General features: G+C 37.3%; 21 protein-coding genes and 1 tRNA gene. 10 read left to right on the top strand and 12 right to left on the bottom strand.

Translation table 11 applies throughout. The features are described from left to right. Position 1: 1 nt before the first annotated feature. Complete coding sequence (locus tag RB151_RS13685; protein WP_071548202.1) at positions 2-1462, bottom strand: FAD/NAD(P)-binding protein; 1461 nt, start codon at positions 1460-1462, stop codon at positions 2-4. A gap of 4 nt (positions 1463-1466) precedes the next feature. Continuing rightward, complete coding sequence (locus RB151_RS13680; RefSeq protein ID WP_048607573.1) at positions 1467-2591, bottom strand: alkylhydroperoxidase domain protein; 1125 nt, start codon at positions 2589-2591, stop codon at positions 1467-1469. Between the two features lie 214 nt (positions 2592-2805). Between RB151_RS13680 and RB151_RS13675 the strand changes: the two genes are divergently transcribed. Together RB151_RS13675 and RB151_RS13670 are read left to right on the top strand one after the other, a co-directional pair. Further along, complete coding sequence (locus tag RB151_RS13675; RefSeq protein WP_048607571.1) at positions 2806-3648, top strand: MetQ/NlpA family ABC transporter substrate-binding protein; 843 nt, start codon at positions 2806-2808, stop codon at positions 3646-3648. Between the two features lie 208 nt (positions 3649-3856). Then, a complete protein-coding gene (locus RB151_RS13670) occupies positions 3857-4594 on the top strand; it encodes a cyclase family protein (RefSeq protein ID WP_042844570.1) in 738 nt (245 codons plus the stop codon). 453 nt (positions 4595-5047) lie between these two features. Here RB151_RS13670 and RB151_RS13665 read toward each other — a convergent pair whose 3' ends face one another. The 8 genes from RB151_RS13665 to RB151_RS13630 form a co-directional block, all read right to left on the bottom strand. Continuing rightward, on the bottom strand, positions 5048-5584 hold the full coding sequence (locus tag RB151_RS13665) for a carbapenem self-resistance protein CarG family protein (protein WP_042844568.1): 537 nt from the start codon (positions 5582-5584) through the stop codon (positions 5048-5050). Continuing rightward, positions 5581-6423 carry a formylglycine-generating enzyme family protein gene (locus RB151_RS13660; protein ID WP_071548201.1) on the bottom strand — a complete coding sequence of 281 codons (843 nt, stop codon included), beginning with the start codon at positions 6421-6423 and terminating at the stop codon, positions 5581-5583. Before RB151_RS13660 ends, RB151_RS13665 begins: the two co-directional genes overlap by 4 nt. A gap of 122 nt (positions 6424-6545) precedes the next feature. Further along, the gene (locus tag RB151_RS13655; protein ID WP_042844565.1) at positions 6546-7094 is read right to left on the bottom strand and encodes a hypothetical protein; all 549 of its coding nucleotides are present in this window, start codon (positions 7092-7094) and stop codon (positions 6546-6548) included. Positions 7095-7147: 53 nt separating this feature from the next. Next, positions 7148-7408, bottom strand: coding sequence for a 2Fe-2S iron-sulfur cluster-binding protein (locus RB151_RS13650; RefSeq protein WP_042844563.1), 261 nt, complete (start codon positions 7406-7408; stop codon positions 7148-7150). Continuing rightward, on the bottom strand, positions 7401-8558 hold the full coding sequence (locus RB151_RS13645) for a proline dehydrogenase family protein (protein ID WP_052219293.1): 1158 nt from the start codon (positions 8556-8558) through the stop codon (positions 7401-7403). Before RB151_RS13645 ends, RB151_RS13650 begins: the two co-directional genes overlap by 8 nt. Positions 8559-8600: 42 nt before the next feature. After that, on the bottom strand, positions 8601-9422 hold the full coding sequence (locus tag RB151_RS13640) for a TauD/TfdA dioxygenase family protein (protein ID WP_048607560.1): 822 nt from the start codon (positions 9420-9422) through the stop codon (positions 8601-8603). Between the two features lie 15 nt (positions 9423-9437). Then, positions 9438-10190 carry an enoyl-CoA hydratase/isomerase family protein gene (locus tag RB151_RS13635; RefSeq protein ID WP_042844560.1) on the bottom strand — a complete coding sequence of 251 codons (753 nt, stop codon included), beginning with the start codon at positions 10188-10190 and terminating at the stop codon, positions 9438-9440. A gap of 2 nt (positions 10191-10192) precedes the next feature. Next, the gene (locus RB151_RS13630; RefSeq protein WP_071548200.1) at positions 10193-11698 is read right to left on the bottom strand and encodes an asparagine synthase family protein; all 1506 of its coding nucleotides are present in this window, start codon (positions 11696-11698) and stop codon (positions 10193-10195) included. Positions 11699-12455: 757 nt separating this feature from the next. On the opposite strand from RB151_RS13630, the gene RB151_RS13625 reads away from it, so the two are divergent. From RB151_RS13625 to RB151_RS13610, 4 genes are all read left to right on the top strand, one after another. After that, complete coding sequence (locus RB151_RS13625; protein ID WP_048607555.1) at positions 12456-14405, top strand: PTS mannitol transporter subunit IICBA; 1950 nt, start codon at positions 12456-12458, stop codon at positions 14403-14405. A 12-nt stretch (positions 14406-14417) separates the two neighbouring features. Continuing rightward, complete coding sequence (locus RB151_RS13620) at positions 14418-15578, top strand: mannitol-1-phosphate 5-dehydrogenase (protein ID WP_042844555.1); 1161 nt, start codon at positions 14418-14420, stop codon at positions 15576-15578. A gap of 95 nt (positions 15579-15673) precedes the next feature. Next, positions 15674-16207: an MltR family transcriptional regulator gene (locus RB151_RS13615; RefSeq protein ID WP_042844554.1), complete on the top strand. Its 534-nt coding sequence runs from the start codon at positions 15674-15676 to the stop codon at positions 16205-16207. A gap of 117 nt (positions 16208-16324) precedes the next feature. Further along, positions 16325-16750 carry a GNAT family N-acetyltransferase gene (locus RB151_RS13610; RefSeq protein WP_042844552.1) on the top strand — a complete coding sequence of 142 codons (426 nt, stop codon included), beginning with the start codon at positions 16325-16327 and terminating at the stop codon, positions 16748-16750. Positions 16751-16881: 131 nt separating this feature from the next. On the opposite strand, the gene RB151_RS13605 is transcribed toward RB151_RS13610, so the two are convergent. After that, positions 16882-16956 (bottom strand) — tRNA-Arg (locus RB151_RS13605). A 777-nt stretch (positions 16957-17733) separates the two neighbouring features. Here RB151_RS13605 and mlaA point away from each other — a divergent pair. Beyond that, positions 17734-18486: a phospholipid-binding lipoprotein MlaA gene (gene mlaA / locus RB151_RS13600; RefSeq protein WP_042844550.1), complete on the top strand. Its 753-nt coding sequence runs from the start codon at positions 17734-17736 to the stop codon at positions 18484-18486. A gap of 565 nt (positions 18487-19051) precedes the next feature. Here mlaA and fadL read toward each other — a convergent pair. Continuing rightward, positions 19052-20371, bottom strand: coding sequence for a long-chain fatty acid transporter FadL (gene fadL / locus RB151_RS13595; RefSeq protein ID WP_071548199.1), 1320 nt, complete (start codon positions 20369-20371; stop codon positions 19052-19054). A gap of 352 nt (positions 20372-20723) precedes the next feature. On the opposite strand from fadL, the gene RB151_RS13590 reads away from it, so the two are divergent. The 3 genes from RB151_RS13590 to fadJ all read left to right on the top strand — a co-directional run bounded on the left by RB151_RS13590 (position 20724) and on the right by fadJ (position 24796). Continuing rightward, positions 20724-21020, top strand: coding sequence for a YfcZ/YiiS family protein (locus RB151_RS13590; RefSeq protein WP_080750863.1), 297 nt, complete (start codon positions 20724-20726; stop codon positions 21018-21020). A gap of 267 nt (positions 21021-21287) precedes the next feature. Beyond that, a complete protein-coding gene (gene fadI / locus RB151_RS13585; RefSeq protein WP_042844547.1) occupies positions 21288-22607 on the top strand; it encodes an acetyl-CoA C-acyltransferase FadI in 1320 nt (439 codons plus the stop codon). Continuing rightward, a complete protein-coding gene (gene fadJ / locus RB151_RS13580) occupies positions 22607-24796 on the top strand; it encodes a fatty acid oxidation complex subunit alpha FadJ (RefSeq protein ID WP_071548198.1) in 2190 nt (729 codons plus the stop codon). The genes fadI and fadJ overlap by 1 nt, the downstream gene beginning before the upstream one ends. Positions 24797-25263: the final 467 nt, after the last annotated feature.

Genomic DNA, 25263 nt, shown 5'->3' with positions numbered 1-25263 from the left:
TTTACTCCACATTATCAGTTAGTTGTATACGCTCTGATTGAGGAGAGGCAGCTCGCCATTCATCACCTAATAATTCAGCCTCTTGGCTCGTTTTGACTAATTCAAGATGTTGTTCGCGATGCGCAAGATATAATTTTGCGGCAATATGCCCAGCCAATCGCTCAGCGCCGACATTAGTACCAGGAATTAAACCAATAACAGGTCCCATACTGAGTGACGCTGATAAATTAAAGCAATATAACTGATTGATTTTATGGTTATCATTACTATTTTTAGCGACTAATTCAAAGTGATTGCCTAAATAAGGGTGTGATGCTAACTCTGAATTTTGCTCATTAGCAGGGGGAATGAAAACATCTCCCCATGTTTTAATCAGAGGAGTGAGTCGGTTGAAAGCGCTATTTTTAGACCAATTTATACGATAGCCAGTTGCTAAAATTAGATAATCTACGGTGTATTTGCCACTCGTTGTGGTGATATCTAATTTTTTATTATTCAACTCAACAAAGTTAACTTCAGTATTAAAGTTGAAATAAGCATTTTTATGGCGCGATACGCGTAGTGTACTACCATGTGGAGCGGGCGTTTTTGCTTTAGCGACATAGTCAGCATAGTGCCATTTTTGTGCATCGGTAAAATAGCTATAGGCGTTAGTAAAACCTGGGCTACCAGCTACTTTACCTCGGTTTACGCGTGGCATATCACTTGCTCGAATTAAAATCTCGACCGAGTTAGCGCCATTTTCCAATGCGGTCGCAGAGCTGTCCATTGCGCCTGCGCTATAGCCGACAACACCAATATCTAGCCCCTTAAAACGGCGATAATCGGAGCCTGCGTATGAATGCTCCCAATAAGCGGTAGGAATATTATCCATAAAACTTGGGATATTAGCTTCGCTAAATGATTCCATTCCTGTCGCCAAGATGACATGTAACGCTTGATAAGTGACTTTGCCCTCAGGCGTATCAAATATTAATTCGCGGTAATCATTAGTTGGTAAAATATCAATTAATTGATACTGATTTAGGACATAAGGTTCTGTCATGGTTCTAAACCATTGTAGATATTCCCCCCATTGTAAACGAGGGATCTTATCGAGTTCTTCCCATTTTTGGACACCGAATTGCGCTTTAAACCAAGCTTGAAAGGTTAAAGATGGAGAAGCTAAGGCTGGGCCAACAACATGTTTTGGAGAGCGTAGTGTTTCCATCAACGCAGGTGTTTGCCATGGGCCTTCTTTTCTAATGGGAGCCTGATCAAAAACGATAGCTTCAATACCCTGTAACTTAAGTGCAAACGCCGCGGTAATCCCTGACATACCAGCACCAATAATAGCCACATCAACTTGTGTTTTATGTTTATTATTTCCTGATAACGACCAGGAGCTAATAGGTAAATTTAGATATTGCAGATCTTGTTTTACTTGTGCCTCTAATGCATCTAAGCCGATAGGTAATGCCATTTAATTACTCCTTATCTTCTGTAATTTCAAATGGTTCACCTAAGGACAGCATGAGACGGTTTGCCCACGAAAAGAAAGCACTAGATTGAATCAGATCAAGCAATTCAAGTTCGGATAAACCGAGTTTTCGTAGGGTTTCAATTTGCTGCGTATCTGCTTGAATTGGTGTTGCAGACAAAGATGCGGCTAAATCCGTGATCGCGGTTAATCTTTCATCAAAACCTTCGGCAAGTATTGAGCCTGGCGCTGTCGATAATAGTTTTTCAACGTCGGGACGGCGTGCCTTAGCATATTGGCTTGCTTTTCGTGCATGAACGGAAGCACAGTAAATGCAGCCATTGACTTTACTCACAACAGCGGCAGCAAATTCCCGCTCCCAACGAGGAAGGCCATCCGTTGTGTAAAATACTCCGCGGTCAACTAATGTGCGTAATTCTAAAATTTTGCTTTGGTGAGCAAGTAGTAAAAAATATTCTGAATTTAATTGGCCGAATTTTTTCATGGTTTGTGCTTCTTCGGCGGATAAAGAGTCTGGCAGCCTTGCCGATAGCCATGGTTCCCAACCTAAATTGTCTTGAGTAAAAGCTGTTGGTGATGGCCGGCCTTGCTGAGTTATTGGTTGTTGATTCCATTTACCAGCCACAACTTTATTTGGGTGAGTTGTACTATCGCTATTACCAGAAAGTAACAATATGCCCTCAATGAGGCGGGCTTGGTAAGTGACATAAGTCACTAACTGCGCCAGTAAAATAATGTCATGCTCGCCCCAACCATGTTCAATTAATGGTTCAATTAAATGGTAATTTGTCTCTTTAGGTGATTGAGTTAATATTTGTAGATATTCTTTAGCGGCCTGAAAAGGGAGGGAATGAGTTATTTCTGGCACAGACCCAGCTAACTTAAAATAGAATTTCGCAAGGCGTGGGCTGCCCGTTAGTTCAGCGACTTGATAAGCAAAATAATATTTCACATCATTTGAAAGCAAAGTAGATGGCACAGAAAAAATAGCATTGAAACAAGCTTGAGTATTATCTGTTGCTGCTGCGCGCTCTTCGCGAATTTTAGCTAAATTGGAGTCTGGTGTTAAATCAGTCAGGTAATTAATTAAATCATCATTGAAAACAGTCATAAAGTAACTCACTTTTTTTAAACGTTTTTTTATCTCCTTTATTACATATCAAGCTCATCATTAACCGAACGATCTATTTGTTATATCCTTATAGCAAAAAAGAATTAAAATAGATTGTTATATTACTTTTGTATTAAGGTATAACGATATGATCTAAGTAGAACTTACAAATTATGATTATACTGCCCAAAATATCTTTACAGGGTTGTTATCTATGTTAAAACAAAAAATAATAAATTTATCGTTAATGGCTACAGCGGTAATCGTACTTGCTGGGTGTGGCGATAATAATGAAAAAAATAATCCAAATAAAAAACACATTACGATAGGCTTTGGCGTGGGAAATTATATTGACCAAGTTGAGAAAGGTATTGTCCCTATTCTAGAAAAGAAAGGCTATACCGTTAATTTGCGTCAGTTTTCACAAAATAGGCAAATAAACCCTGCTTTTGAAGAGGGATCAATAGATGCATCTGTTAACCAAAGTCGCGCTTATATGGATGCTTATAATAAAAAAAATAATATTAATATGGTAGCGCTGACCGACTCTCCTAGTGCACCACAAAGTTTGCGGTCAAATAAACATAAATCACTCGATGAAGTCAGAGATGGCATGATTGTTGCGTTATCGAACGACCCTGTTAATGCAGAACGAGGGGCTAGGATTTTAGAGCAACTGGGCTGGGTTAAAATTAAACCTGATGTTAGTACGTTAAGTTTTAGTGTGAATGATATTTCACCAGCGAAATATCAGCTTGATATTAGAGAAACAGATGCAGCACAAGGTTTACGTTTATTAGATGATGTTGATTTTGTTGTGGTAAATGGAAATTATGTTGCGAGTGCAGGGCAGAGAATAGCGGATGGATTGGTGGTAGAAGATTCACCTTTGGAACACCGTGTTATTGTTACTGTGATGCAGGAAAACCTTGATTCTCAATGGGCTAAAGATTTAAAAGATGCTTTTGAATCAAAAGAATATGCAGATTATATTCGCTCACAGCGTATTTATGATGGTTTTATTGAACCAGAAAGCTGGAGTAAGTATCCAAAATAAAAACCTAGTCTATTTTATTTATTGTTCAACATCTTTTAGCCACTTATTAGTGGCTTTTTTATATTATTTTACTGATTTAGTATGAAAATTATTCGTGTTGAATTGCTAGACAACGTTATGTTTTTTAGATATTTAATAGGAAACAAAAGTACGATAAGAACCGCGTAGAGTAAACTCAGTTTAAAAAGTTAATCAGGCAGGGGAACATATGAATAATGAATTAATAAATGCATTTAATGTGATAAAGGCAAAAAAATGGGTTGATTTGACTCATAGCTTTGATAAGGATTCACCCCATTTTTTTATGTTTGATTCAGCTGAATTTAAAACATTATTTGGCTACCCTGAGGGTTTTTTTGCACAGCAATTTACTTTCCCTGGGCAATATGGAACACATATTGATGCTCCATGTCACTTTGTAGAAGGAAAGCGCTACTTACACGAATTAGAATTGAAAGAGCTTGTTTTACCTTTAATCGTAATTGATCAGTCACAAAGAGCAAAGAAAGACCCAAATTTTGCATTTAATCTTGATGATGTTTTAGCGTTTGAACAACAACACGGTCAAATTGAGTCAGGCAGCTTTGTTGCATTACGTACAGATTGGAGCAAACGATGGCCCTCGCAAGAACTTATGGATAACAAAGACGAAGAAGGTAATAACCAAATACCTGGCTGGGGAATGGATGCACTTAAGTTTTTATTTGAAGTGAGAGGCATTAAAGCGATTGGTCATGAAACCTTTGACACTGACGCAGCGAAAGATTTTCGGAAAAATAATGCATTATTGGGGGAATATTACGTATTAGAACAGGATACTTACCAAGTTGAGTTACTGGCTAACCTAGACCAAGTGCCTACTCGGGGCGCTGTTATTTTTAATATCGTAGCTAAACCAAACAATGCAAGCGGTTTTCCGGTACGCTCTTTTGCAATTCTACCCTAGAATATGTTGATAACATTCCCCATCTATAGCCATTTAGTTTGATGGGGAGCGTTAAATGGCAAATAGTTATAAAATAATTAAAAAACCTATACTTTAAACTCGGAGAGTTTCCTAAAGCCGATGGCAATATAAATAAAAAATTATTGTTAAAGTCATTGCATTTATATTTTAATTAATTTAGAAATGTTTTTCCACGGAAACCCCTTGTAGTAAATCAAAATAGTGTCTTAATAATAAAGTGAGTTAAATACCATTTTTGATAATCGCAATAATATTTGACGGGTTTTATAGAGAGGGGTAGTAAGGATTAGGGGACTTTAACCAGTAAGTAATAATAAAATGATTGATATCGTGAAATTATGATACTCACGATATGCGTTAAGCTAAGCTTACAGCCTAAAACTATTACGACGCAGAAAATAATTAATTTAAGTACGCCGTAATATGATGATCTTATTTAAATAGCGCCATATCTAAAAATTTGAAAGCATCATCTACATTAAGGTATTTCTCAATTGTAATGTAGCTGCCAGTTGGTTGCCAATATAAATTAGAGACTCCAGGGTCTACCTCATTATTTGCTATTTTATAACGAATGAATTTTATTTGAGTATTATCACTTAAATCTCCACTGTTGTTATTATCTATAAATTTTGTTCCTTTAACCATATAATAATGGTTTTTATACTGATGTAATTCAAAATCAGAGATTTTAACCATAGATGCAGATAGGCTAAAATCGCTCCAAATAAACCCATTATCATCTGGAGTGGGAATGATTGACCATTTTTTGTTATCTTTCATAAAAATAGTCGCAGTGCGATTAGGGTGTGATGTATTATTGTCAAAGCTAGCTAAAAAAATGATGTCAGTAATACCATTATTATTAAGGTCTATATTATTTTGCCCATCTTTTAACATGACTAATGTGCTACTGTTGCTCATAAAGCTAGCTAATAATAATAAATAGATGAGTTTCTTAAGTTTCATTTGGTCGCACTCCGAACTAGTCTAAAACCAATGTCGGGCATAACAAAACCCGCGCTGTGAATATCACAACTTGATAAGCCTGCTGGTTGTAAATAGCTTCCACCACAGAAATAATACATTTCTGTGCCTAACACGGTTTCGCTATCATAGACCCATTCATATACGTTACCACTCATATCATAAATTCCTAGAGCATTCGCTTTTAATTTACCAACAGGACTGGTGCCGAATAGCTCTGTATTAGGTTCGGGAAACCAGGCAACTTCCTTTGCATTATTACTTCCGGAATAATAATGCCCATATGTACCATCAATTAGGCCATTATTTCCTCCTCTCGCTGCGACCATCCACTCTGCAATTGTTGGTAATCTATAACCATTGGCATTATTATTTATTGAAAAACTATATTGTGAGCTATCTCGCAAAATAGAATTATCTGCAATTATATAGGCAGGTTCTAGCCCCATTTTTTCACTCAATGCATTAGCAAACACAATCGCATCAGACCATTCAATATTAGTAATTGGATGGTCTTTATTATTTAAGTCAGATGTACGGCAGTCATCATAAAAGGAACCATTACAACCCTCATTTATCTTATAACCTTGTCCGTGTGCCCAATTAATAATCTCATCGTAAAGTTTGTAGGTTACTTCAGTATTCATAATAAAATAGCCATTAAGCTTGACATTTGAATTTGATTTATAATCATGATCACCAAAAACAGCACCTACGTAATAATCCCCTTGGTCAATATATACTTCTTGGAATAAAGAGGAGGATGCATGGGTACTCCAGATTGGTAAGATAAATAGAATTAGTGAAGCCAAGTATTTCATACTGTATTAAAATCCTATATGTTTAATTTAAGGGGCACTCTATTGAGAGATATTTAAACTAAAAAGTGAATACTTTTACGAAATTAGCTATTTTTGAAAACTTTAGAATAGTATGAGTAGATCTAATAAAATAGATCTAATTGATAAGGCTCACCTATAACTTTTATTGAACCTGCTGGGGTAGTCATAAAGTCTGCTTGATAACGTGCGTTATTAACCCCGGTAACAAGGTTGTCTAAATCTGTATGTGCCACTCTGATAGATTTATGTTTAGCCCATAGAGGAAGTTTGTCTATATAATAGTAAAAAATGACAGAAGTGTTACCGTTACCATCATCAATGATATTCTCAATTTTGTTAATGCGTACACGACCATAGCAGAAATCTCCATGCTTATTAAATTCAGTTTGTCCTTTCGTGGTTAGCTGCCAAATTTTTTGATTTGATATCCATTGCGATTTAGCTAGGCCTGCATCAACGAGTGCTTCCATTTGCGCATTTACCCACATCGACCCTCCTTTATTCATAGATACTGGCCATTGAGTTTCCCCTAAACATAAAGGTGGTTGCTTATCTAAAGCTTGCTGAATTAACATCATATATTTATCTGTGCTAGCAGCTTGGCTGAAGGTTGAAAAAATTAGACAACAGGCAAGCAAAAAATATTTCATGTTTAAATTCCTATCTTTAAAGTTTAATAAAAAATACTTAATAGCAAGCGCGGTTAAATCTGAATATCACCTTTTGCAAAGGAGCAACAAGTTAAAATAAAGCCGTTGGCAATATCTTCTTTGGATATACCACCAGAATGATCAAGCTTTACTTCACCTGAAATTAATTTAACTTTACATTTACCACAATGCCCAGCAGCACAATGATATTTTATTTTTACTCCATTTTTATAAGCACATTCTAGAATGGTTTCATTAGGCATAATAGTAAAGTTATTATTACCAATAATTAAGTGATAAGGTGCTTTACTCATGGTTTTTACCTACAATTCTGGATATTATTTCTTTTCGAATAAGTTTATTCTCATGACGAAAAGTCGTTATAGACACGGCATTTTCTTCTATTCGTCTAAGTAAGTAAGGTAAAGATTTTTCAAATGGCCCATATGGCAAATACTTACATACTCTAGCGCCATGTTTAACGGCATTGAGTGAAATGTGATCGCCTACGCCATACAATTGCCCTAACCAGTAATGGTGGTTTGTTAGCCGCGTATTCTCTAATATTTTGGAGATACTTGCTTTGTTATGGGTTGCAAAGAAGGGGGTGAAATTTTCAATATTAATCGCAATAAACTCAATGATAGCATTGTAGTTGTCGTCTGTAGCCGGTTTTGAGGTGAAGAAATGGTTGCTTGCAGAATCGTTTCGTTGGAGTTCTTCTTCTAAATAGGCGCCACGGACCAATTTTATACCTATTTTTATGTTGTGTTTTATTGCCAACTTATTCATTAGTTGGATGAACTCATAAGATGATTTTTTATAGCATTGTAATGTTAGTGTAATAACAGCTTTTTCCTTATTGTATTTGAGCATATTTTCTATAGCGATTTTATCGATAATAGGTTGGAACCATGATTGCTCAGCATCAATCATGACACATACTGACATTTGTTTTGCATAAGCAAAAATTTGGTTGTATCTGCTGAGTACTTTTTCCCAAGCAGGTTGATATATTAGAAAATCATGGTCGTTTTTAATTTTAGCCTGATATACGGTGATTGACCCCAGCGATGATGGTTTTACTACAACGTAGGGCATATGGTTTGTACTACTGGCGAGTTCGATTAACCTAAGTGTAGAATTGACGGCCTCATCAAAAAATGAAGCATCCTCTTCACCTTCGACAGCATAGTCTAGGACACTTGATATATTGTTTTTTGCTAACATACCAGTGACATCCTTGGCTTGCTCGAGTGTTTCACCACAAAAATAGATCCCATTTAATTTATTGGTAATTATTTTTATATTTCTTTTGACCATTAGCTTTAGTATATAGATAGAAAGGCGTTTAGTTATTTTGTAGGTTAAAAGTAGTGTTACTATATATTTTATGCAAAGTGTCGTAGTGGTATAGCGAAAATAAATTGATAATGTCTTTGAGTTCATTTCATTAATTTCCATATTGGCTAGCCAGTTATTCACCTAGCTAGCGTTTAAATAAACTTAAAGATCTGCCGTTTGTCCACGGTAGAGGCGGCGAATAATTTTATCGTCATTAAATTCTTCACGTTCATGAATAACTCTTCGGTTATCCATAATGAGCAAATCACCATTTTCCCAATAGTGCTTGTAGTAGTAACGTGGTAACTTCATAAATGCGCTTAACTCAGTAAAAAACCTTTGAGTTTCATCCTTAGTAAACCCAACGATTCGGGGTTCCCAGCTAGCGGGTTGGTCGGTATCAAATGGGAAGTAAATTAGCATTTTTCTCACCCATCCCAAATCGGTAAAGACAGGGACTTTAAACCATCCCGCAGGTGAAACATCAACATAGTAGCCATGTTCCAATACTCTGACTTCGAAAGTTTCATTTTCGAGTACTTGACGTAAATGGTTCGGCATTTCATTGCAGGCAAGGACGTGATCACAAATTGTTGTTGAGCCACGAAACTTCATATTTTTAATTTCTACCGCATATAAGAATACTTGATCTACTTGTGAGAGTAACAAGCCTCCGTCAGCGTGGAAGGGTAACTGCCCACGACCGGTAACTATTTTTCCTTTTTCACCATCTAGTTTTAGGGTATCGCGGTAGCCAAATCCGACATCTATTTTTTCATCTGCATACTCAACAATCGTGCCATATTTGCTGTATATATCACGAAATTCATTAGCATCGATATTCAGTTTATTTACAATTAAGAAGCCTTGGCGCATTAACAGATGTTTAATACTGTTGGTATCCGAATTAATAAAATGACTTGCCGACATTTTTGCACCGAAGCCAGTTGGCATAGCAGGTAACCATTGCAGATTATTATTCATAAAATCCCTTATAAATTAATAGTTTTTACCGAGTATTTTTTGGAAATGTTCTTGAGCATCTTTCGCAGCGAAGGCGTTTTTATGTACTAACTTAGATTGCTCTCTGGTTTTTTCTAATACTTTAATAAAGCTCTTATTCATCAATTTCTTAGTATTACCGAAAGCTGCTGATGGGTATTTCGATAATGCATTAGCCTGCAATAAGGCAGTTTTTAAAAGATGCGAGCTTGGTGTTACTTGATTGGCAATGTGATATTGATGACATTGGGTCGCGGAAAGTTTTTCGCATTCAAAAACAATTTTTTTCATCAAAGAGTGACCATGTGTAAACTCAAGTATTGCTGCACCAACAGAACAGCCAATACCATGTTTTAACTCCGGCATGATAAATTGCGCTTGGTCAGACATAACACGATAGTCAAACATCATTGCGAACTGGAACCCCATACCGATGGCATAACCATCAATAGCTGCAATAGTTGGTTTGCTAACATTTAAAACAGCTTGATACAGATCGATTACGCGGTCTATCCAGCGTTCGACTTCAACTCCTCCAGAAAGTGCTTTGACTTCATTGAAGTCACCTCCTGATGAGAATGAGCGACCTACACCACCGTAGACGACAATAGATTTAATGCGGCTATCTTCTTCGGCTTTAACCAGCGCATGTTTAATTGCATTTTCTAGCTCTTCACTGAATGGATTATGTTTATTTGTATGATCCAATGTTAATAAACGAGTCGATTCAAAATCTTGCTCAATAATCATCTTTAAATCCTCTTCATTATTTCACGTAGTTTCGTTGGCGTGGCTTCATCAATGGTGAGTCTCCCAGTCAAAAACTCCTTATAAACCGCATAGCTAAATCGAGTTTTTGCTTGGTAGTTGGTGGCGCTGGTACCAATGATATTGGCAAAGGATTGGTTGACAGAGGAGCCCTCGTGAATACCTATTTTTTTACGCCAAACAATTTCTTTTGGAATAAGATGCAGATTATCGGTATATTCGCGGAGGATATTTTTAACCTCCTGATCTCTGATTTTAAAATCAGGGTTTAAATTTTTACATAGGGATATTAGGCCATTATTCCAAAATGGATGATATACGTTTAGCCCATAACTATTGGCTCCATGAGTAGAGAATTCCCCCGTCCATTTGGTTCTATAAACTTGTTCAGCAAGGATATTATTGGGGTTTTGATAATCTTTTAATGGGTTTAATATTCCCCCAAAAAGTAAATCGGAGCCATATCCAGTTAAGAGTGAGTTAACTTTACCTTGTGCCAATTTATAAACGTTAAATAACCCTGATTGGATTTCTGATGATAAACCATCAAAAATTTCATTATGATAAATAGCGTTAATTACACCATTAATTATCTCATCGTCACTCAATATTTTAACTTCATGTTCCGTTCCTAAGGCGTTAGAAACAATTTGAGCAAATTCAAACTCATTACTTAATTCGCTACCAATAGACCAAGTTTTTACTTTTTTAAAGTATTGGCAGGCTAAAGCAGTGACAAGACTAGAATCTAGCCCGCCAGATAGTGGAATACCAATAGATTCATTATTATCAACAAGTCTAGAGATGGAATACCTCATTTCCATATCAATTAAATGGTATAGAACATCTTTTTTCAGTGTTATGATATTTTTATTTGTTGGGGTAGCAAGTTGTCTACTTTCAATATAAGGGTAATTTTGTTCATCATGGGTGATTGTGTTTATCGTTCCTGGTTTTAACCGAATAACATTTCTAATTGGCGAGAATGTATCTGTTTTGAATGTATTTTCGATGATTTCATGTTCAGGAGAAAAATCAAAAATTTTTTCTCCTTCTAAGTTACCTACAATTTTTAAGCAATTAGTAATCCAAAATTGTTCAGCTTTTACTACATTAATAAGGTTTAAGCCGCGTGATTCGGTAATCACTTCAATCGTATCGTTATGATATTCGATAAATAAACAAAAATCTCCTTCAGCTAGATAAATAGCGGTATCCCCTAGCTTTTCTCTTAATAAGCAAAGTATTTCAATTTCGTTAAGTGCCCAAGTACTTCCTTCTATTTTACCGAGAATTGATTTTAGCACTGATATATTATAAATATTACCGAACAAATATGCAGTGTAATAAGCTGTCTCATATTGAATGATGGTAGTGTTATTTTTAGATATTAAAATGCCAGTTGATATATTTGTAATATGGAATTCATTACTTAAACGACTTAATTTATTTTCTGAATAGGTGCGGGTAAAGCAAAACTCAGTGCTCAAAGTCTAATCCCTCATAATGTATTATTATCAGAAAAAACAAAATTGATATATTTTTGACCATATAAACCTGATTAATAAATGGCGTTAAGATTTTTAACAAACAAAAAATAAATTTGCAATGATAAATAGTGGTTTCATTAATTTAAGTTAGTGTTAACTCACATTTTTTTTACTTAATTTAATATTTTATATGTTTCATATATGTATTTTTTCGATAGAATTTTAAATAATTTGATAATTGAAATTTACGGGTTAAATAATGGAAATATATTTGTGGTAAGAGTTATTGTTAGAGTTTATGGTGAGATAATAAACTTTGATAGAAAATGAGTTTTAGTACCTATTAGCTCATTGCTAATTTTTAGCCTAAGGAATAAGGACAGTAGTTTGTAATTTTATTACAAACTGGAGAGTTATCAGATTGAAAAAATGATGGGTGTACCACAATCTAGTTATATTTAGTGATAGTGATCACTAATTTAAAATAAACACGCTTTCTTATTGCGTGATGTGAGTCACAAATTTCTGGTTTTTAGCGTTAAAAATAGCCAGTGTAATTAAGCTACATGTGATTTGCGTGATCAATATCACTATAAAGGTGGGGGAGGTGGGGGTATAAGCGTGATCGGGGTCACAGAGAGCCCGCGTGGTACGCATCTGATAAACGGCATGCTAGAGTGAAAGTGTTGAAAAAATCACTGACGTTATTTGGCGATAACGTTATGACCTTATCATTCTCGTACCACGGGGTTCTATCATGGTAACATCAAATATCAAATTAAAGGTACAGAATTTTGGGCGTTTCCTGAGTAATATGGTTATGCCTAATATTGGTGCTTTTATCGCTTGGGGTTTAATTACAGCGTTATTTATCCCTACAGGCTGGTGGCCTAATGAAACACTAGCTCAACTTGTTGGCCCAATGATCACTTATTTATTGCCACTTTTAATCGGTTATACCGGGGGGCGTTTAGTGGGTGGTGAGCGGGGTGGGATTGTCGGTGCAATCACTACCATGGGAGTGGTGGTTGGGGCGGATATGCCAATGTTCATGGGGGCAATGATTGCGGGGCCATTAGGTGGTTTCGCAATTAAGCGTTTTGACCGCTGGGTTGATGGAAAAGTCAAAACAGGTTTTGAAATGCTGGTGAATAACTTTTCCTCTGGCATCATCGGTATGTTGCTAGCTATATTAGCCTATCTTGCTATTGGCCCATTAGTGGCTGGCTTGTCTAAAATATTAGCTGCGGGTGTGAATGTAATGGTAGAAAACAATTTACTACCACTTACGTCAATATTTGTTGAGCCTGCAAAAATATTGTTTCTAAACAATGCAATCAACCATGGTATTTTCTCTCCGCTCGGTATCCAACAAGCGGCCGAAACGGGCTCATCGATTTTCTTTTTAATTGAAGCAAACCCAGGGCCCGGGCTAGGTGTTTTATTAGCTTACATGTTTTTTGGTAAGGGAAATGCCAAACAATCAGCACCTGGGGCAGCAATAATCCACTTTTTTGGTGGAATTCATGAGATCTACTTCCCATATGTATTAATGAATCCTCGGTTAATTCTTGCTGTTATTCTAGGTGGAATGACAGGGGTATTTGTTATGAACCTTTTTAATGCTGGTTTAGTTTCTCCTGCTTCACCAGGGTCTATATTTGCAGTTCTACTGATGACACCGAAATCATCATTAGTTGGGGTTATTCTCTCGGTTACAAGTGCTACGGTAGTTTCTTTCCTAGTTTCAGCCATTTTATTGAAAAGAACCCGAGTTGGTGATGAAGATGAGCTTGATAACGCAACCAAAAAGATGCGTGATATGAAAACGCAATCAAAATCACCAGTAAAGGTTTCTAGTCACCAAAACGCACCACTTAATTTTATGGGAGTGCGTAATATCGTCGTAGCATGTGATGCAGGGATGGGGTCCAGTGCTATGGGAGCTGGTGTATTAGCTAAAAAAGTACAGGATGCAGGTTTATTGGATATCTCAGTCACGAATATGGCTATTAATGATTTACCCGATAATGTTGATATTGTTGTGACTCATAAAGACTTAACAGAAAGGGCTAAATTATTTGCACCCAATGCGATGCACATTTCTTTAACAAACTTTTTAGATAGCCAAACATATAATAATTTAGTCACGAATTTAATTGCTAAAAAAAATCCTAAGGCAGCCAATGATGGGCGTTTAATTAAACAGACTATTATGGCAGCAAATGATGAATCTTATGAAATTGCTGAACATGAAGATGCTTTATTTACTTTAAGTGCTAAACATATTCATTTAAACCTAACAGCAGAAAATAAAACGCAAGCCATTCGCTTTGCGGGGCAAAAGTTAGTTGAAGGTGGATATGTTGAGCCTGATTATATTGATGCCATGTTAGCAAGGGAGAAATTAACTTCAACGTACCTTGGTGAATCTATTGCGGTGCCACATGGCACTATAGAAGCTAAAGATCGTGTTTTAAAAACCGGTATTGTGATTTGCCAATACCCTGAAGGGGTGCAATTTGGTGAAGAACCTGATGAGATTGCTCGTTTAGTCATTGGTATTGCCGCGCAAAATAATGAGCATATTGAAGTGATCACGCGAATCACTTCCGCACTTGATGAAGAGGGTGTTATTGAACGTTTATGTGAAACGCAAGATGTTCAAGAAGTGCTCGAAATTTTAGCATCTCAAAGTGCAGCGTAAGGGGGAATAGCAATGAAAGTCATTCATTTTGGAGCAGGAAATATAGGTCGTGGCTTTATAGGCAAACTACTAGCGGATGCGAATTCACAAGTGACTTTTACCGATGTTAACCAGCCGCTAATTGACCAATTGGCCCACAGACAATCTTATCAAGTTCATATTGTTGGGCAAGAAAATCGTATTGAAAAAGTTCAACATGTCCATGCTGTTAATAGTAATGATCCAAAAACCATTGAATTTATTGCTATGGCTGACATGGTGACAACGGCAGTAGGCCCCCAAGTTCTTGAAAAAATAGCCTCGACATTAGCGAAAGGTATTATTTATCGTGAAGAATTAGGGAACACCCAACCACTCAACATTATTGCTTGTGAAAATATGGTTAGGGGAAGTAGTCAATTAAAACAGCATGTGTTGGCACAATTACCAGAGAAACTACACCAATGGGTTGAACGACATATTGGTTTTGTGGATTCAGCTGTTGACCGTATTGTGCCACCCATGGAGGCGGCTAATGATGACCCCCTTGATGTTACTGTTGAGTCTTTTAGTGAGTGGATTGTCGATCAAACTCAGTTTATTGGCGAGATCCCTACCATTAATGGAATGGAGCTAACTGATAATTTGATGGCGTTTATCGAACGTAAGTTATTTACATTAAATACAGGGCACGCCATTACCGCATATTTGGGGCAGTTATATGGTTGTCAAACAATTAGCGATGCGATTGCTGAACCAAAGATTTATACTGTGGTTAAATCTGCGATGGAAGAAAGTGGGCAAGTATTAATTCAACGTTATGGCTTTAATGAAGAAACCCATTGCCAATATATTGATAAAATATTAACTCGTTTCGCAAACCCTTATTTAAAAGATGATGTTAACCGTGTGGGGCGTCAACCAATACGTAAGCTGAGTCCAAATGATAGGCTAGTTAAGCCACTATTAGGTACACTTGAGTACCAATTACCTAATAAAAATCTGATTATAGGTATTGCTGCTGCATTACATTTTAGGTGTGATAGTGACCCGCAAGCGAATGAGATGGCAAAACGTATCAATGAAAACGGGGTTTACCAAGCAGTTATTGAATTTTGTGCATTAGCGCAATATCCACAGGTTGTTGAAAAAATTTGTTCTCAATACCAATTAATGATGTTGAGTAACCAGTAATATTACGGATAATAAATTAATTATTGAGGTTCGTTCACTTTATAGCTATCAGTAAATTAGTAACGAGCTGTATAGCTGTAAAGTGACAAAAAATTATTATGGAAAATAAACAAAACATTGAAAATCAAATTCTTGAGCGATTAAATGGGCGCCCTGAAGTACATCTTTTTTTTCAAGAGGTTGTTTCGTTAATTACACAAGCTATTGATAAATTAATGTTAAAAGTGTTTAGAAAGGATGATTATGCAGTAAAATATGCAGTTGAGCCTCTTTTAACAGGGAGTGGGCCATTAGGTGAACTATCTGTTCGTTTAAAGTTATTATTTGCTTTAGGCGCAATTACTCGAGAAACCTATGAGGATATTGAGTTATTTCTTGCTTTAAATCAGTCATTATTATCAAGTGATTTAAATTTAGATTATATTGATGATGAAATTTTAGGCAGTATTAAAATGCTTCATTGCATGGGGCCTTTACCTGAAATGATGCGCTTTGATCAACCAGAAGATATGGTTGATACACAGCTTATAGAATTACAAAAGCAACGTTTTCAGCAAATGATTAAATCATCACTTGTATTATCAGTGACGGCACTTATTACTCAAATAATAGAAACGGATGTATTTTAAGCTAATGAATCAATATCCGCATATTTATTTAGTTACTATGCTACATTTTATTATTTATCAATTGAAATTAATATGATTATATAATCCTTTTATTAAATGGTTATTAGGATGTATTAAATGAATATTGTTGTTACGCATGACGTCACTCCTGCAGATAAAGATGAACTTCTTAATGGTCTACGCAGCTTTAATGTCCAATTTTTAAACCCAGAACGTTTTAGTTCATTAGGCGTTTTTTTTAAAGATAATGATGGTGTAATGGTTGGCGGTTTGCTTGCTGAGGTTAAAGCTAACTGGCTTTGTATAGATTTTTTATGGGTTAGTGAAAAGGCAAGAAATGAAGGGTTAGGCCGAAAGTTGATGTGCGCTGCTGAGCAAGAGGCTGTAAAAGTAGGTTGCCTTCATGGTTTAGTTGATACATTCAGTTTCCAAGCCTTGCCATTTTACGAAAAACTTGGCTATGTAAAACAAATGTCACTCCCCGATTTCCCAGAAGCAGGTATGCAGAGGCATTATCTTACTAAAGCTAAATTGAGTAGTTAGTGCCCTTATAATGGCTATCTGATGTAACTATGCAAACTCACTTTACCCTTTCTATATTTCACTGAGGTTAGTGTTAACTTGCTGTAAATATAGATTTTTTATGGTTGCGGTAAGGAGGGATCTCTTGTTTATGGTGCCCCCTGCAGGAATCGAACCTGCAACTAGCCCTTAGGAGGGGCTCGTTATATCCATTTAACTAAGGGGACTTTCGACGTGTCACTGGATGAGTTTGGCATTTTACTGTTCACTTCTAATTGAATCAAGTCGTTACGTATAATAAATTGAATTAATTGCACACAATGGCGTTTTTGTACAATTTTCATGCTAAATTTTATCTGTTTATGATTACGGATTAGCCTTTTCTATATATCAGCATACAAGCAAAATTTCTTTCGATGCTTCTAATGAATTAATTGAATGTTTTTCAATAAAGATACAAGCTCTAATATCGTGGCTATGGTTAGTGTTCAACATAGATTGAATGTATTGTAGTTAGTTATAATCGCGGTCTTATAAATCAAGATGATATGGTTTAACTCAAATAGTTATTGTCTGAATAAAAAATGCACTAATCACTGTCCCATTGGTATAATATTGATATAGTAATTGTCTTAGGTGCATTAATTATACTAATGAATATTGGTTTGGTTGGTCGTAAAAAGACGATTAAATATAATGGGGGCAGAAGCTAAATATTGAGTATGTTTTTTAACTTATAATGCGATTGATAGGCGTAATAAATCGTATTTCTATATATAATAATTTGATTACCCTATAAAATATAATAATGCTTATCTGTAGTTTGGACTAATTGTTCAATATTCTTATAATAACAAGATGATTAAATAAGGTATAATTTATATTTAAGTAATCAAATCACTCAAAAAGGTTAACAAAATCCCTTTTTTAGCCTTACTATAATCGTATTCATTATTACAGTGGAAAGTGCCGTAGCAGGACGGTGCAGGGAATGGAGAAGTGTTATGAAGTTTCGCATGACGGGCGTCTTTCTGGCTGGAGTGTTAATTGCAGGTTGTGCAAGTAACATTGATCCAGAAACTCATGAGCGTTCAGACCCATTAGAAGGTTTTAACCGAGCGATGTTTAATTTCAACTATAACGTCTTAGACCCTTATGTCTTAAGGCCGGTTGCTGTTGCTTGGAATGATTATGTACCAATGCCTGCTCGTAATGGATTAACTAACTTTTTTGTCAACCTTGAAGAACCCGCAAGTATGTTGAATAGTTTCTTGCGTGGTGAAGTCACCCAAGGTTTTAAACATTTTAACCGGTTTTTCCTTAACACCGTGTTTGGGATGGGGGGCTTAATTGACGTCGCGTCGATGGCTAACCCGCAATTAGCAAAAGAAGAGCCTAAACGCTTTGGTAATACATTAGGTTATTATGATGTAGGTTATGGGCCATATGTAGTTCTGCCTGGCTATGGTAGTGCTACACCGAGAGAACAAGGTGGTGACCTTGCTGATAGTTTATACCCAATGTTAAGTTATCTGACATTTTGGATGTCGGCGGGTAAGTGGGCACTTGAAGGTATTGAAACTCGAGCGAGATTGTTGGATTCTGATGGGCTGTTGAAAAATTCTTCAGACCCGTACTTGATGTTACGTGAAGCGTATTTCCAACGGAACGATTTCTTATCGAGTGGTGGGGCATTGAATGCGACAGAAAACCCAAATGCAGCCGCAATTGAGGACCAGCTCGATTCTATAGACTAATAGATTGATATGGTCATGGAAGGTTTATCACTCTCTTGTATCCGTTTGATACTAGAGAGTGATAAATAAAAAACTAATCATTGTCTTGCTTTCCTCGTTGAGAGACGGTGTCAATCAAGGCGATTACCCCTAATACACCAATAAAGCCTATAGTAAATAGTGTTCCCATAAAAACCCCCTACGTTTTTGTCATTGTTGCCTCTTTGTATTTTCACAGCTATTACTAGCGTTAAGATATAGCATTATTAATACAGTTTGATGAAACAGCTCATATTTTGTGTGTATGAGTAAGTATAAGATACATACTTAAGTTGTGCTTGCAAATAAGAACATTCAGAGAGTAACTGTTAATTTTATGATATATAAAGCGATTTATCTTAAACTTGTAAAGTTTTGAAAGCTAATTGTAGATGACGAAATGAATAGAATGAAACTAACCTATTTAACAATTAATTTACATGTAATGACAGCTGAGGTCAAGATGAAATTTTAATTAGGGAGTGAAGGTGTGGGAGGTAAGTGAGTATCAGGGATGTTTCCGCTGATACTCACTAAAATTAATAAATTAGAAAGCGTAGTTAAAGTTTACACCATATAACCAAGCGGAACCTTCAGATTTGAAGTTATAAACAGGGGAACCAGGTCGTTCCAGCAATTTTTCACTGATATTGACTTTCTTACCATGCATATAAGAAATCCCCACATCGACAGAGGCATTTTCATTGAATGCATAAGTTGTACCAGCACTTAACCAGTAGCGGTCTTGGTCTGGGATAGAAATTGAACGGTATTCTGAACGTACAGGTGTCTGGTCATAGGCGATACCGGTACGGAATGTCCAGTTATCATCATAGAAATAAGTAGTACCTAATGCTAAACGCCATGCATCTTTAAAATGCTCTGGTTTATGGAATAACTCTCTACCATCACTTTTTTGGTAGGCGGTTAATTCTTTAAATTCACTCCAGCCTGTATAAGCTACACTATAGTGTAGAGCCCATTTAGGTGCGACTTTGTGGTAACCTGAGAATTCCCAAACGTCAGGTAGATTAAGGTCTAATTTACCTTTAACTTTTTCGCCGCCCGTACCGTATAGGTCTGGTATTCCTTTAGGAATATCATTTGAGAATTTTCCATCTTCAAACTTAACTTTAACTTTAGAACGGTAGCTTAAACTTAAGCGGTTATCATCATTAATTTCGTATAAGATACCCGCATTCCAACCATAACCCCAATCATCACCTGTTAATTTTGCCATAGTGGTGCTGCCAGGAAAGGCCGGTAATTTCCCTTTACTAATAATTGGTGCTAGAGCACCTAAATCACCCGCATGCCGAGTGATTTCTGCATCAGCATAGACTGCATTAACACCTAAGCCAAAACTGAAATTGTTATTAACACGGTATGCGCCACTTAAATTTAAGTTAACAGTTTTTAGATCTGTTTTACCGCCAATAGGGCCCGCAGCATAGTTTTTATTAAAATCAGTTGCTAAACCAAAGTTAGTGGTCATTGAAGTCCCAACTGCCCATTTATCATTAACTGGAAAAATAAAGTGAGCATTCGGTACAACAGCACTCGGTGCGATATCATTTGCTGTCGTATTGCTACCCAATGGTGAGCCGCCTTTACCTTTAATATCAACACTTGGGTCAATATATACAGCACCGACAGACAGAGAAGGGCGATCAAACAACATCATGGCTGCAGGGTTACGGCTTCCCTCACTTGCGTTGTCGCCCATTGCACCAGCCCCAGAAAACGCGCGCCCCAGTGCAGATGTGGAATATTCATTAAGCAAAAAACCAGCTGCACCTGCGTTGGAGGAGACGATTGCCACTGCTATTGCTAAAGCTGATCTAGAAAACAGGTTTTTCTGGCTCATGACCAAAACCCTCTTATGTTTTATTTGAATAAAGCGACTTCTATCGCAAGAAGCGCAGAATTGTAGGGTCCCTTGCCGCTATGACAAATCAGACCAGTTACTAGAGTATAGGTCTGACCACCTGATATGTTGCAAGCTTGTTTTGTGTTTATTTCGATTCCGTTTGCAAAAATGCGACACATTTAACAAAATGGCAACATAAAATGACCAATTAAGAGTAATAAACAAGCAAGCGCGGGGTAAGATCAAACTTATGTTTAATTTTTAGTGATATATTTTGATACACACTAGTTTTTAGCACTTTTTAAGCGTTATGATAGCAATTTAACAGTTTGTTTATTTGGAGAGTAAAATGACTGATGCGATTAACCGTTGTAGCGCGGATGAGACAGCAGCATGCTGTTGTGTGGATGTAGGAACAGTGTTAGATAACAAAGACTGTACCGCATCGTATCAGCATGTTTTCGCCACACAGGGAGAAGCGGAGTCCATGTTGAAAACACTCACAGACAAAGCAAAATCTGTTGAGTCAGACCCTTGTGTTATTACCCATTCTATCAATGCGGTAGAGGGTGGCGTTGAATTGAATGCTGAATTTACTTTTAGTTGCGAAGCAGAAAGTCTGATTTTTCAGTTAGGCCTTCGTTAATCAAACGTTTGAATCTATCCTAATTGACCTTTTATCACCAAGAATATAGCCTTTAGGCAGATTCAGTGTGGTAAAAGGTTTATCTTGTCTTTTTTATCACATCTTTTCCATCCTATTTTTACTCTAAGTTGCGTGTTTGCTCGCATTTTTTATCAATAGCCATTGATAAATGTGAATATTATGTTAACAATTATTACAGGTCAGACCTCTTTGGGTCGGTAGTGAATAATCTAACTATATTTCATTTTGCTTTTAGCAGGAGCGACCATGAATCAACATTCCCACCATGGTGAAAAAACATATCCAACAAAAGAAAGGATCGCCATTGTGAGTGGTTTACGCTTACCATTTGCAAAGCAGTCTACCGCATATCAAGGGATTGCAGCTGTTGACTTAGGCAAAGCGGTTGTTGCCGAGTTATTAGCGCGTAGTGACTTAGATAAAAACCTAATTGAACAACTTGTTTTTGGGCAAGTTGTTCAAATGCCAGAAGCCCCTAATATTGCGAGGGAAATAGTCCTTGGAACGGGAATGAGTGTCTCAACAGATGCTTATAGTGTATCTCGTGCCTGCGCAACAAGCTTTCAAGCGATCGTTAATGTAGCTCAAAGTATGATGGTAGGGGATATCTCTGTTGGGGTTGCTGGTGGTGCTGACTCATCCTCTGTTCTTCCTATCGGGGTATCGAAAAAATTAGCAGCGACCTTATTAGCATTAAGCAAAGCTAAATCTGTTGGGCAAAAACTGTCACTAATAGCAAAATTACGCTTAAAAGACCTACTGCCTGTTGCGCCGGGGGTTGCAGAGTACTCCACAGGGCTTCGCATGGGGGATACTGCTGAACAAATGGCTAAAAGCTATCATATCAGTCGGGAACAACAGGATGAACTCGCGCATCGTTCGCATTTATTAGCGGCAAAAGCATGGGAAAATGGTGCTTTAAATGATGAGGTTATGACGGCATATATGCCGCCTTTTAAACAAGCCTACTCACAAGATAATAATGTTCGCGCTAATTCAGTTCTATCATCATACGCTAAGCTAAAACCTGCGTTTGACCGTAAGCATGGCAGTGTCACTGCGGCTAATAGTACACCACTGACTGATGGCGCAGCAGCAGTATTAATGATGACAGAGTCACGAGCAAAAGCACTAGGTTACACCCCTTTAGGTTACATTCGCAGTTATGCCTTTGCTGCAATTGATGTATGGGAAGACATGCTATTAGGCCCATCTTATGCCACACCCATTGCATTGAAACGGGCAGGGCTGTCTTTACAAGATTTATCTTTGATTGATATGCATGAAGCTTTTGCTGCACAAACGCTGGCGAATATACAAATGTTTGGTAGCCGTAAGTTTGCACAAGAAAAACTAGCAATGAGCAATGCAATTGGTGAAATTGATATGGATAAATTTAATGTGTTGGGCGGCTCTATTGCTTATGGGCATCCTTTTGCGGCAACAGGGGCGCGGATGGTTACGCAAACTTTAAATGAGCTGCGTAGACGGGGTGGTGGTTTTGGGTTGACCACTGCATGTGCGGCTGGTGGTTTAGGTACTGCAATGATCTTAGAGGTGGAATAATGACACAAAATTCTACTACTGAATTGGCGATAGGGGCTATTCAACCCGCGTTTAAATTAGAAATTTACAATGAAAATGTTGGGGTTATTTTCATTGATGTGCCCGAAGAAAAGGTCAATACATTAAAAGCTGAATTTGCTGAACAATTCCTTGCCATTTTACAAAAAGCACAATCCACTTCGGGGTTAAAAGGTTTAGTCATTACCTCAGGGAAAAAAGACAATTTTATTGCTGGTGCGGACATCAGCATGATTGCGAATTGTGAAACTAAAGCGCAAGCAAGCGAGTTGTCAAAGGAAGGCCATACATTATTTGATAAAATTGATAATTACCCTTTACCTATTATTGCCGCTATTCATGGTGCATGTTTAGGTGGTGGGTTAGAGCTTGCATTGGCTTGCCATGCTAGGGTTTGTTCGAATGATAGTAAAACCAAGCTAGGGGTGCCTGAAGTACAATTAGGGCTATTGCCTGGCTCAGGTGGAACCCAACGATTACCTCGGTTAATCGGTATCCCACATGCTTTGGATTTAATGCTAACAGGTCGGCAATTAGGTGCAAAACAAGCACTAAAAATGGGGTTAGTGGATGACGTTGTGCCGCAATCCATATTGTTAGATGTCGCGGTTAACATGGTTAAAAAAGGGGGCATTAAACGTCCTGCTATTCATTGGCAACAACGGTTATTAAGCAGCCGATTACTGCGTAATAAAGTGTTTCAAAATGCCAAGCAAAAAGTATTAAGTAAAACAAAAGGCCATTATCCTGCACCTGAAAAAATAATTCATGTTGTGAAAACAGGGATGAATAAAGGCTTGAAAGCTGGGTATGCAGAAGAGGCGAAAGCTTTCGGCGAACTGGTGATGACACCAGAGTCGGCTGCATTGCGTAGTTTATTTTTTGCCGTCACTTCATTGAAAAATGAATCCGGTGCACAAGCCAACCCATTGCCAATTAATAAAGTGGGGGTATTGGGTGGTGGCCTCATGGGGGGAGGGATAGCTTACGTTAGTGCATTTCAGGGGAAATTACCTGTCCGTATTAAAGATATTTCAGAGAAAGGTGTTGCCCAAGCACTACGTTATAGCTGGGATCTACTCACTCAGAGGGTAGTTAAGCGGCGGTTATTAGCACGAGAACGAGCGGCTGTAATGGCTAAAATATCAGGGACGTTAAGTTATCAAGGGCTTGAAAACTCAGATATCATTATTGAAGCTGTTTTCGAAGATTTAGCATTAAAGCGAAAAATGGTTACTGATGTTGAAAAAATGTCGGCCAAACAAACAATTTTTGCATCTAATACATCATCATTACCTATTCATCAGATTGCGGCTAATGCAGCACACCCTGAAAAGGTTATTGGTTTACATTATTTTAGCCCAGTCGATAAAATGCCGCTGGTGGAAGTGATCCCTCACCAGCAGACGGATGAAACAACCATAGCGACAGTGGTTGCCTTTGCGAAACGCCAAGGTAAAACAGCGATTGTTGTCGGGGACGATGCCGGTTTTTATGTGAACCGGATTTTAGCGCCTTATTTATGTGAGGCAGCTCAATGTCTTGTTGAAGGTGAGTCTATTGAACAAATCGACCGCGCTTTGGTTGAGTTCGGTTTCCCTTTGGGGCCTTTTAATTTGCTGGATGAGGTCGGTATTGATGTCGGAACCAAAATTTTACCTATTTTAGTCGAGCGCTTTGGTGAGCGTTTTAATGCACCTGATTTACTTGATAAAGTTGTCAAAGACGGGCGTAAAGGTAAGAAAAACAGCAAAGGGTTTTATGAATACGGTCATTCTTCAAGCAAACTGTTGTTTTGGAAAAAAAACAGCAAACGGCAAGTGGATAAAACCATTTATTCACTAATAGGGGTAACGCCAAACAGCCGATTGAGTAAAGCGGATATTGCACAGCGTTGTGTTATGATGATGCTCAATGAGGCGGCCCGTTGCTTAGATGAAAATATCATTCGAAATGCACGTGACGGTGATGTAGGGGCTGTATTTGGTATTGGTTTCCCACCTTTTTTTGGTGGCCCATTTAGGTATATGGATAGCTTAGGTATCGCTAAAACGGTAGAAACATTACGTTCTCTCGCCGCGCGTCATGGTGAGAAGTTTCAACCTTGTGAGCTATTGTGTGAAATGGCTGAAAAAAACCATACTTTTTTCTCAGTTAACACTGACAAGTAGCTTCGCTTACATGATGGGATAACGATTACTGAATTATGGTTTTCCCCGTGGTGTAAAAATATTTTAAAAATTAATAAGATAATAATATAAACCTGATACTAATACGTTTTGCTTGGTGTCAGGTTTTTTATTATGCGTGTCATACCCTTTATTTTCCAATGGGCTTTATCGCAAAAGTTAGGCTAAAAGAGGCAAGTTTATTTTTGGGGCATAAGGTGAGAGGTGTTAATTACCTAATGGGTGGTAGAGATAGTATAAGGTGATTTATAACCGATTGTTTTTAAGATATAACTTTTTTTTATGCATATTTTTCAGATAAAACATCAACAAAAATCTACCCAAATCATTTTCTTTGCTGGCCATTTCATGCAGAATCACACTTTACCCCAACTGATGGTTATTTTTACAACAATTACCTTAACAAAAAGAATAGTCACTTTAATTAAGTAGGCTACTCAGATGGTGGA

This window comes from Providencia rettgeri, from assembly GCF_001874625.1.
GTDB classification, from domain to species: domain Bacteria; phylum Pseudomonadota; class Gammaproteobacteria; order Enterobacterales; family Enterobacteriaceae; genus Providencia; species Providencia huashanensis.
This window is presented reverse-complemented; position numbering and strand designations above follow the sequence as displayed.

What these genes read in the sequence shown, in the direction of transcription:
- RB151_RS13610 (WP_042844552.1), top strand. Translation starts at nt 16,325, where the DNA reads ATGAATATTGTTGTTACGCATGACGTCACTCCTGCAGATAAAGATGAA.
- RB151_RS13645 (WP_052219293.1), bottom strand. Translation starts at nt 8,558, where the DNA reads ATGGAAATTAATGAAATGAACTCAAAGACATTATCAATTTATTTTCGC.
- RB151_RS13650 (WP_042844563.1), bottom strand. Translation starts at nt 7,408, where the DNA reads ATGAGTAAAGCACCTTATCACTTAATTATTGGTAATAATAACTTTACT.
- RB151_RS13675 (WP_048607571.1), top strand. Translation starts at nt 2,806, where the DNA reads ATGTTAAAACAAAAAATAATAAATTTATCGTTAATGGCTACAGCGGTA.
- RB151_RS13680 (WP_048607573.1), bottom strand. Translation starts at nt 2,591, where the DNA reads ATGACTGTTTTCAATGATGATTTAATTAATTACCTGACTGATTTAACA.
- fadL (WP_071548199.1), bottom strand. Translation starts at nt 20,371, where the DNA reads ATGAGCCAGAAAAACCTGTTTTCTAGATCAGCTTTAGCAATAGCAGTG.
- RB151_RS13620 (WP_042844555.1), top strand. Translation starts at nt 14,418, where the DNA reads ATGAAAGTCATTCATTTTGGAGCAGGAAATATAGGTCGTGGCTTTATA.
- RB151_RS13640 (WP_048607560.1), bottom strand. Translation starts at nt 9,422, where the DNA reads ATGAATAATAATCTGCAATGGTTACCTGCTATGCCAACTGGCTTCGGT.
- RB151_RS13665 (WP_042844568.1), bottom strand. Translation starts at nt 5,584, where the DNA reads ATGAAACTTAAGAAACTCATCTATTTATTATTATTAGCTAGCTTTATG.
- fadI (WP_042844547.1), top strand. Translation starts at nt 21,288, where the DNA reads ATGAATCAACATTCCCACCATGGTGAAAAAACATATCCAACAAAAGAA.
- RB151_RS13655 (WP_042844565.1), bottom strand. Translation starts at nt 7,094, where the DNA reads ATGAAATATTTTTTGCTTGCCTGTTGTCTAATTTTTTCAACCTTCAGC.
- fadJ (WP_071548198.1), top strand. Translation starts at nt 22,607, where the DNA reads ATGACACAAAATTCTACTACTGAATTGGCGATAGGGGCTATTCAACCC.
- mlaA (WP_042844550.1), top strand. Translation starts at nt 17,734, where the DNA reads ATGAAGTTTCGCATGACGGGCGTCTTTCTGGCTGGAGTGTTAATTGCA.
- RB151_RS13625 (WP_048607555.1), top strand. Translation starts at nt 12,456, where the DNA reads ATGGTAACATCAAATATCAAATTAAAGGTACAGAATTTTGGGCGTTTC.
- RB151_RS13590 (WP_080750863.1), top strand. Translation starts at nt 20,724, where the DNA reads ATGACTGATGCGATTAACCGTTGTAGCGCGGATGAGACAGCAGCATGC.
- RB151_RS13685 (WP_071548202.1), bottom strand. Translation starts at nt 1,462, where the DNA reads ATGGCATTACCTATCGGCTTAGATGCATTAGAGGCACAAGTAAAACAA.
- RB151_RS13670 (WP_042844570.1), top strand. Translation starts at nt 3,857, where the DNA reads ATGAATAATGAATTAATAAATGCATTTAATGTGATAAAGGCAAAAAAA.
- RB151_RS13660 (WP_071548201.1), bottom strand. Translation starts at nt 6,423, where the DNA reads ATGAAATACTTGGCTTCACTAATTCTATTTATCTTACCAATCTGGAGT.
- RB151_RS13635 (WP_042844560.1), bottom strand. Translation starts at nt 10,190, where the DNA reads ATGATTATTGAGCAAGATTTTGAATCGACTCGTTTATTAACATTGGAT.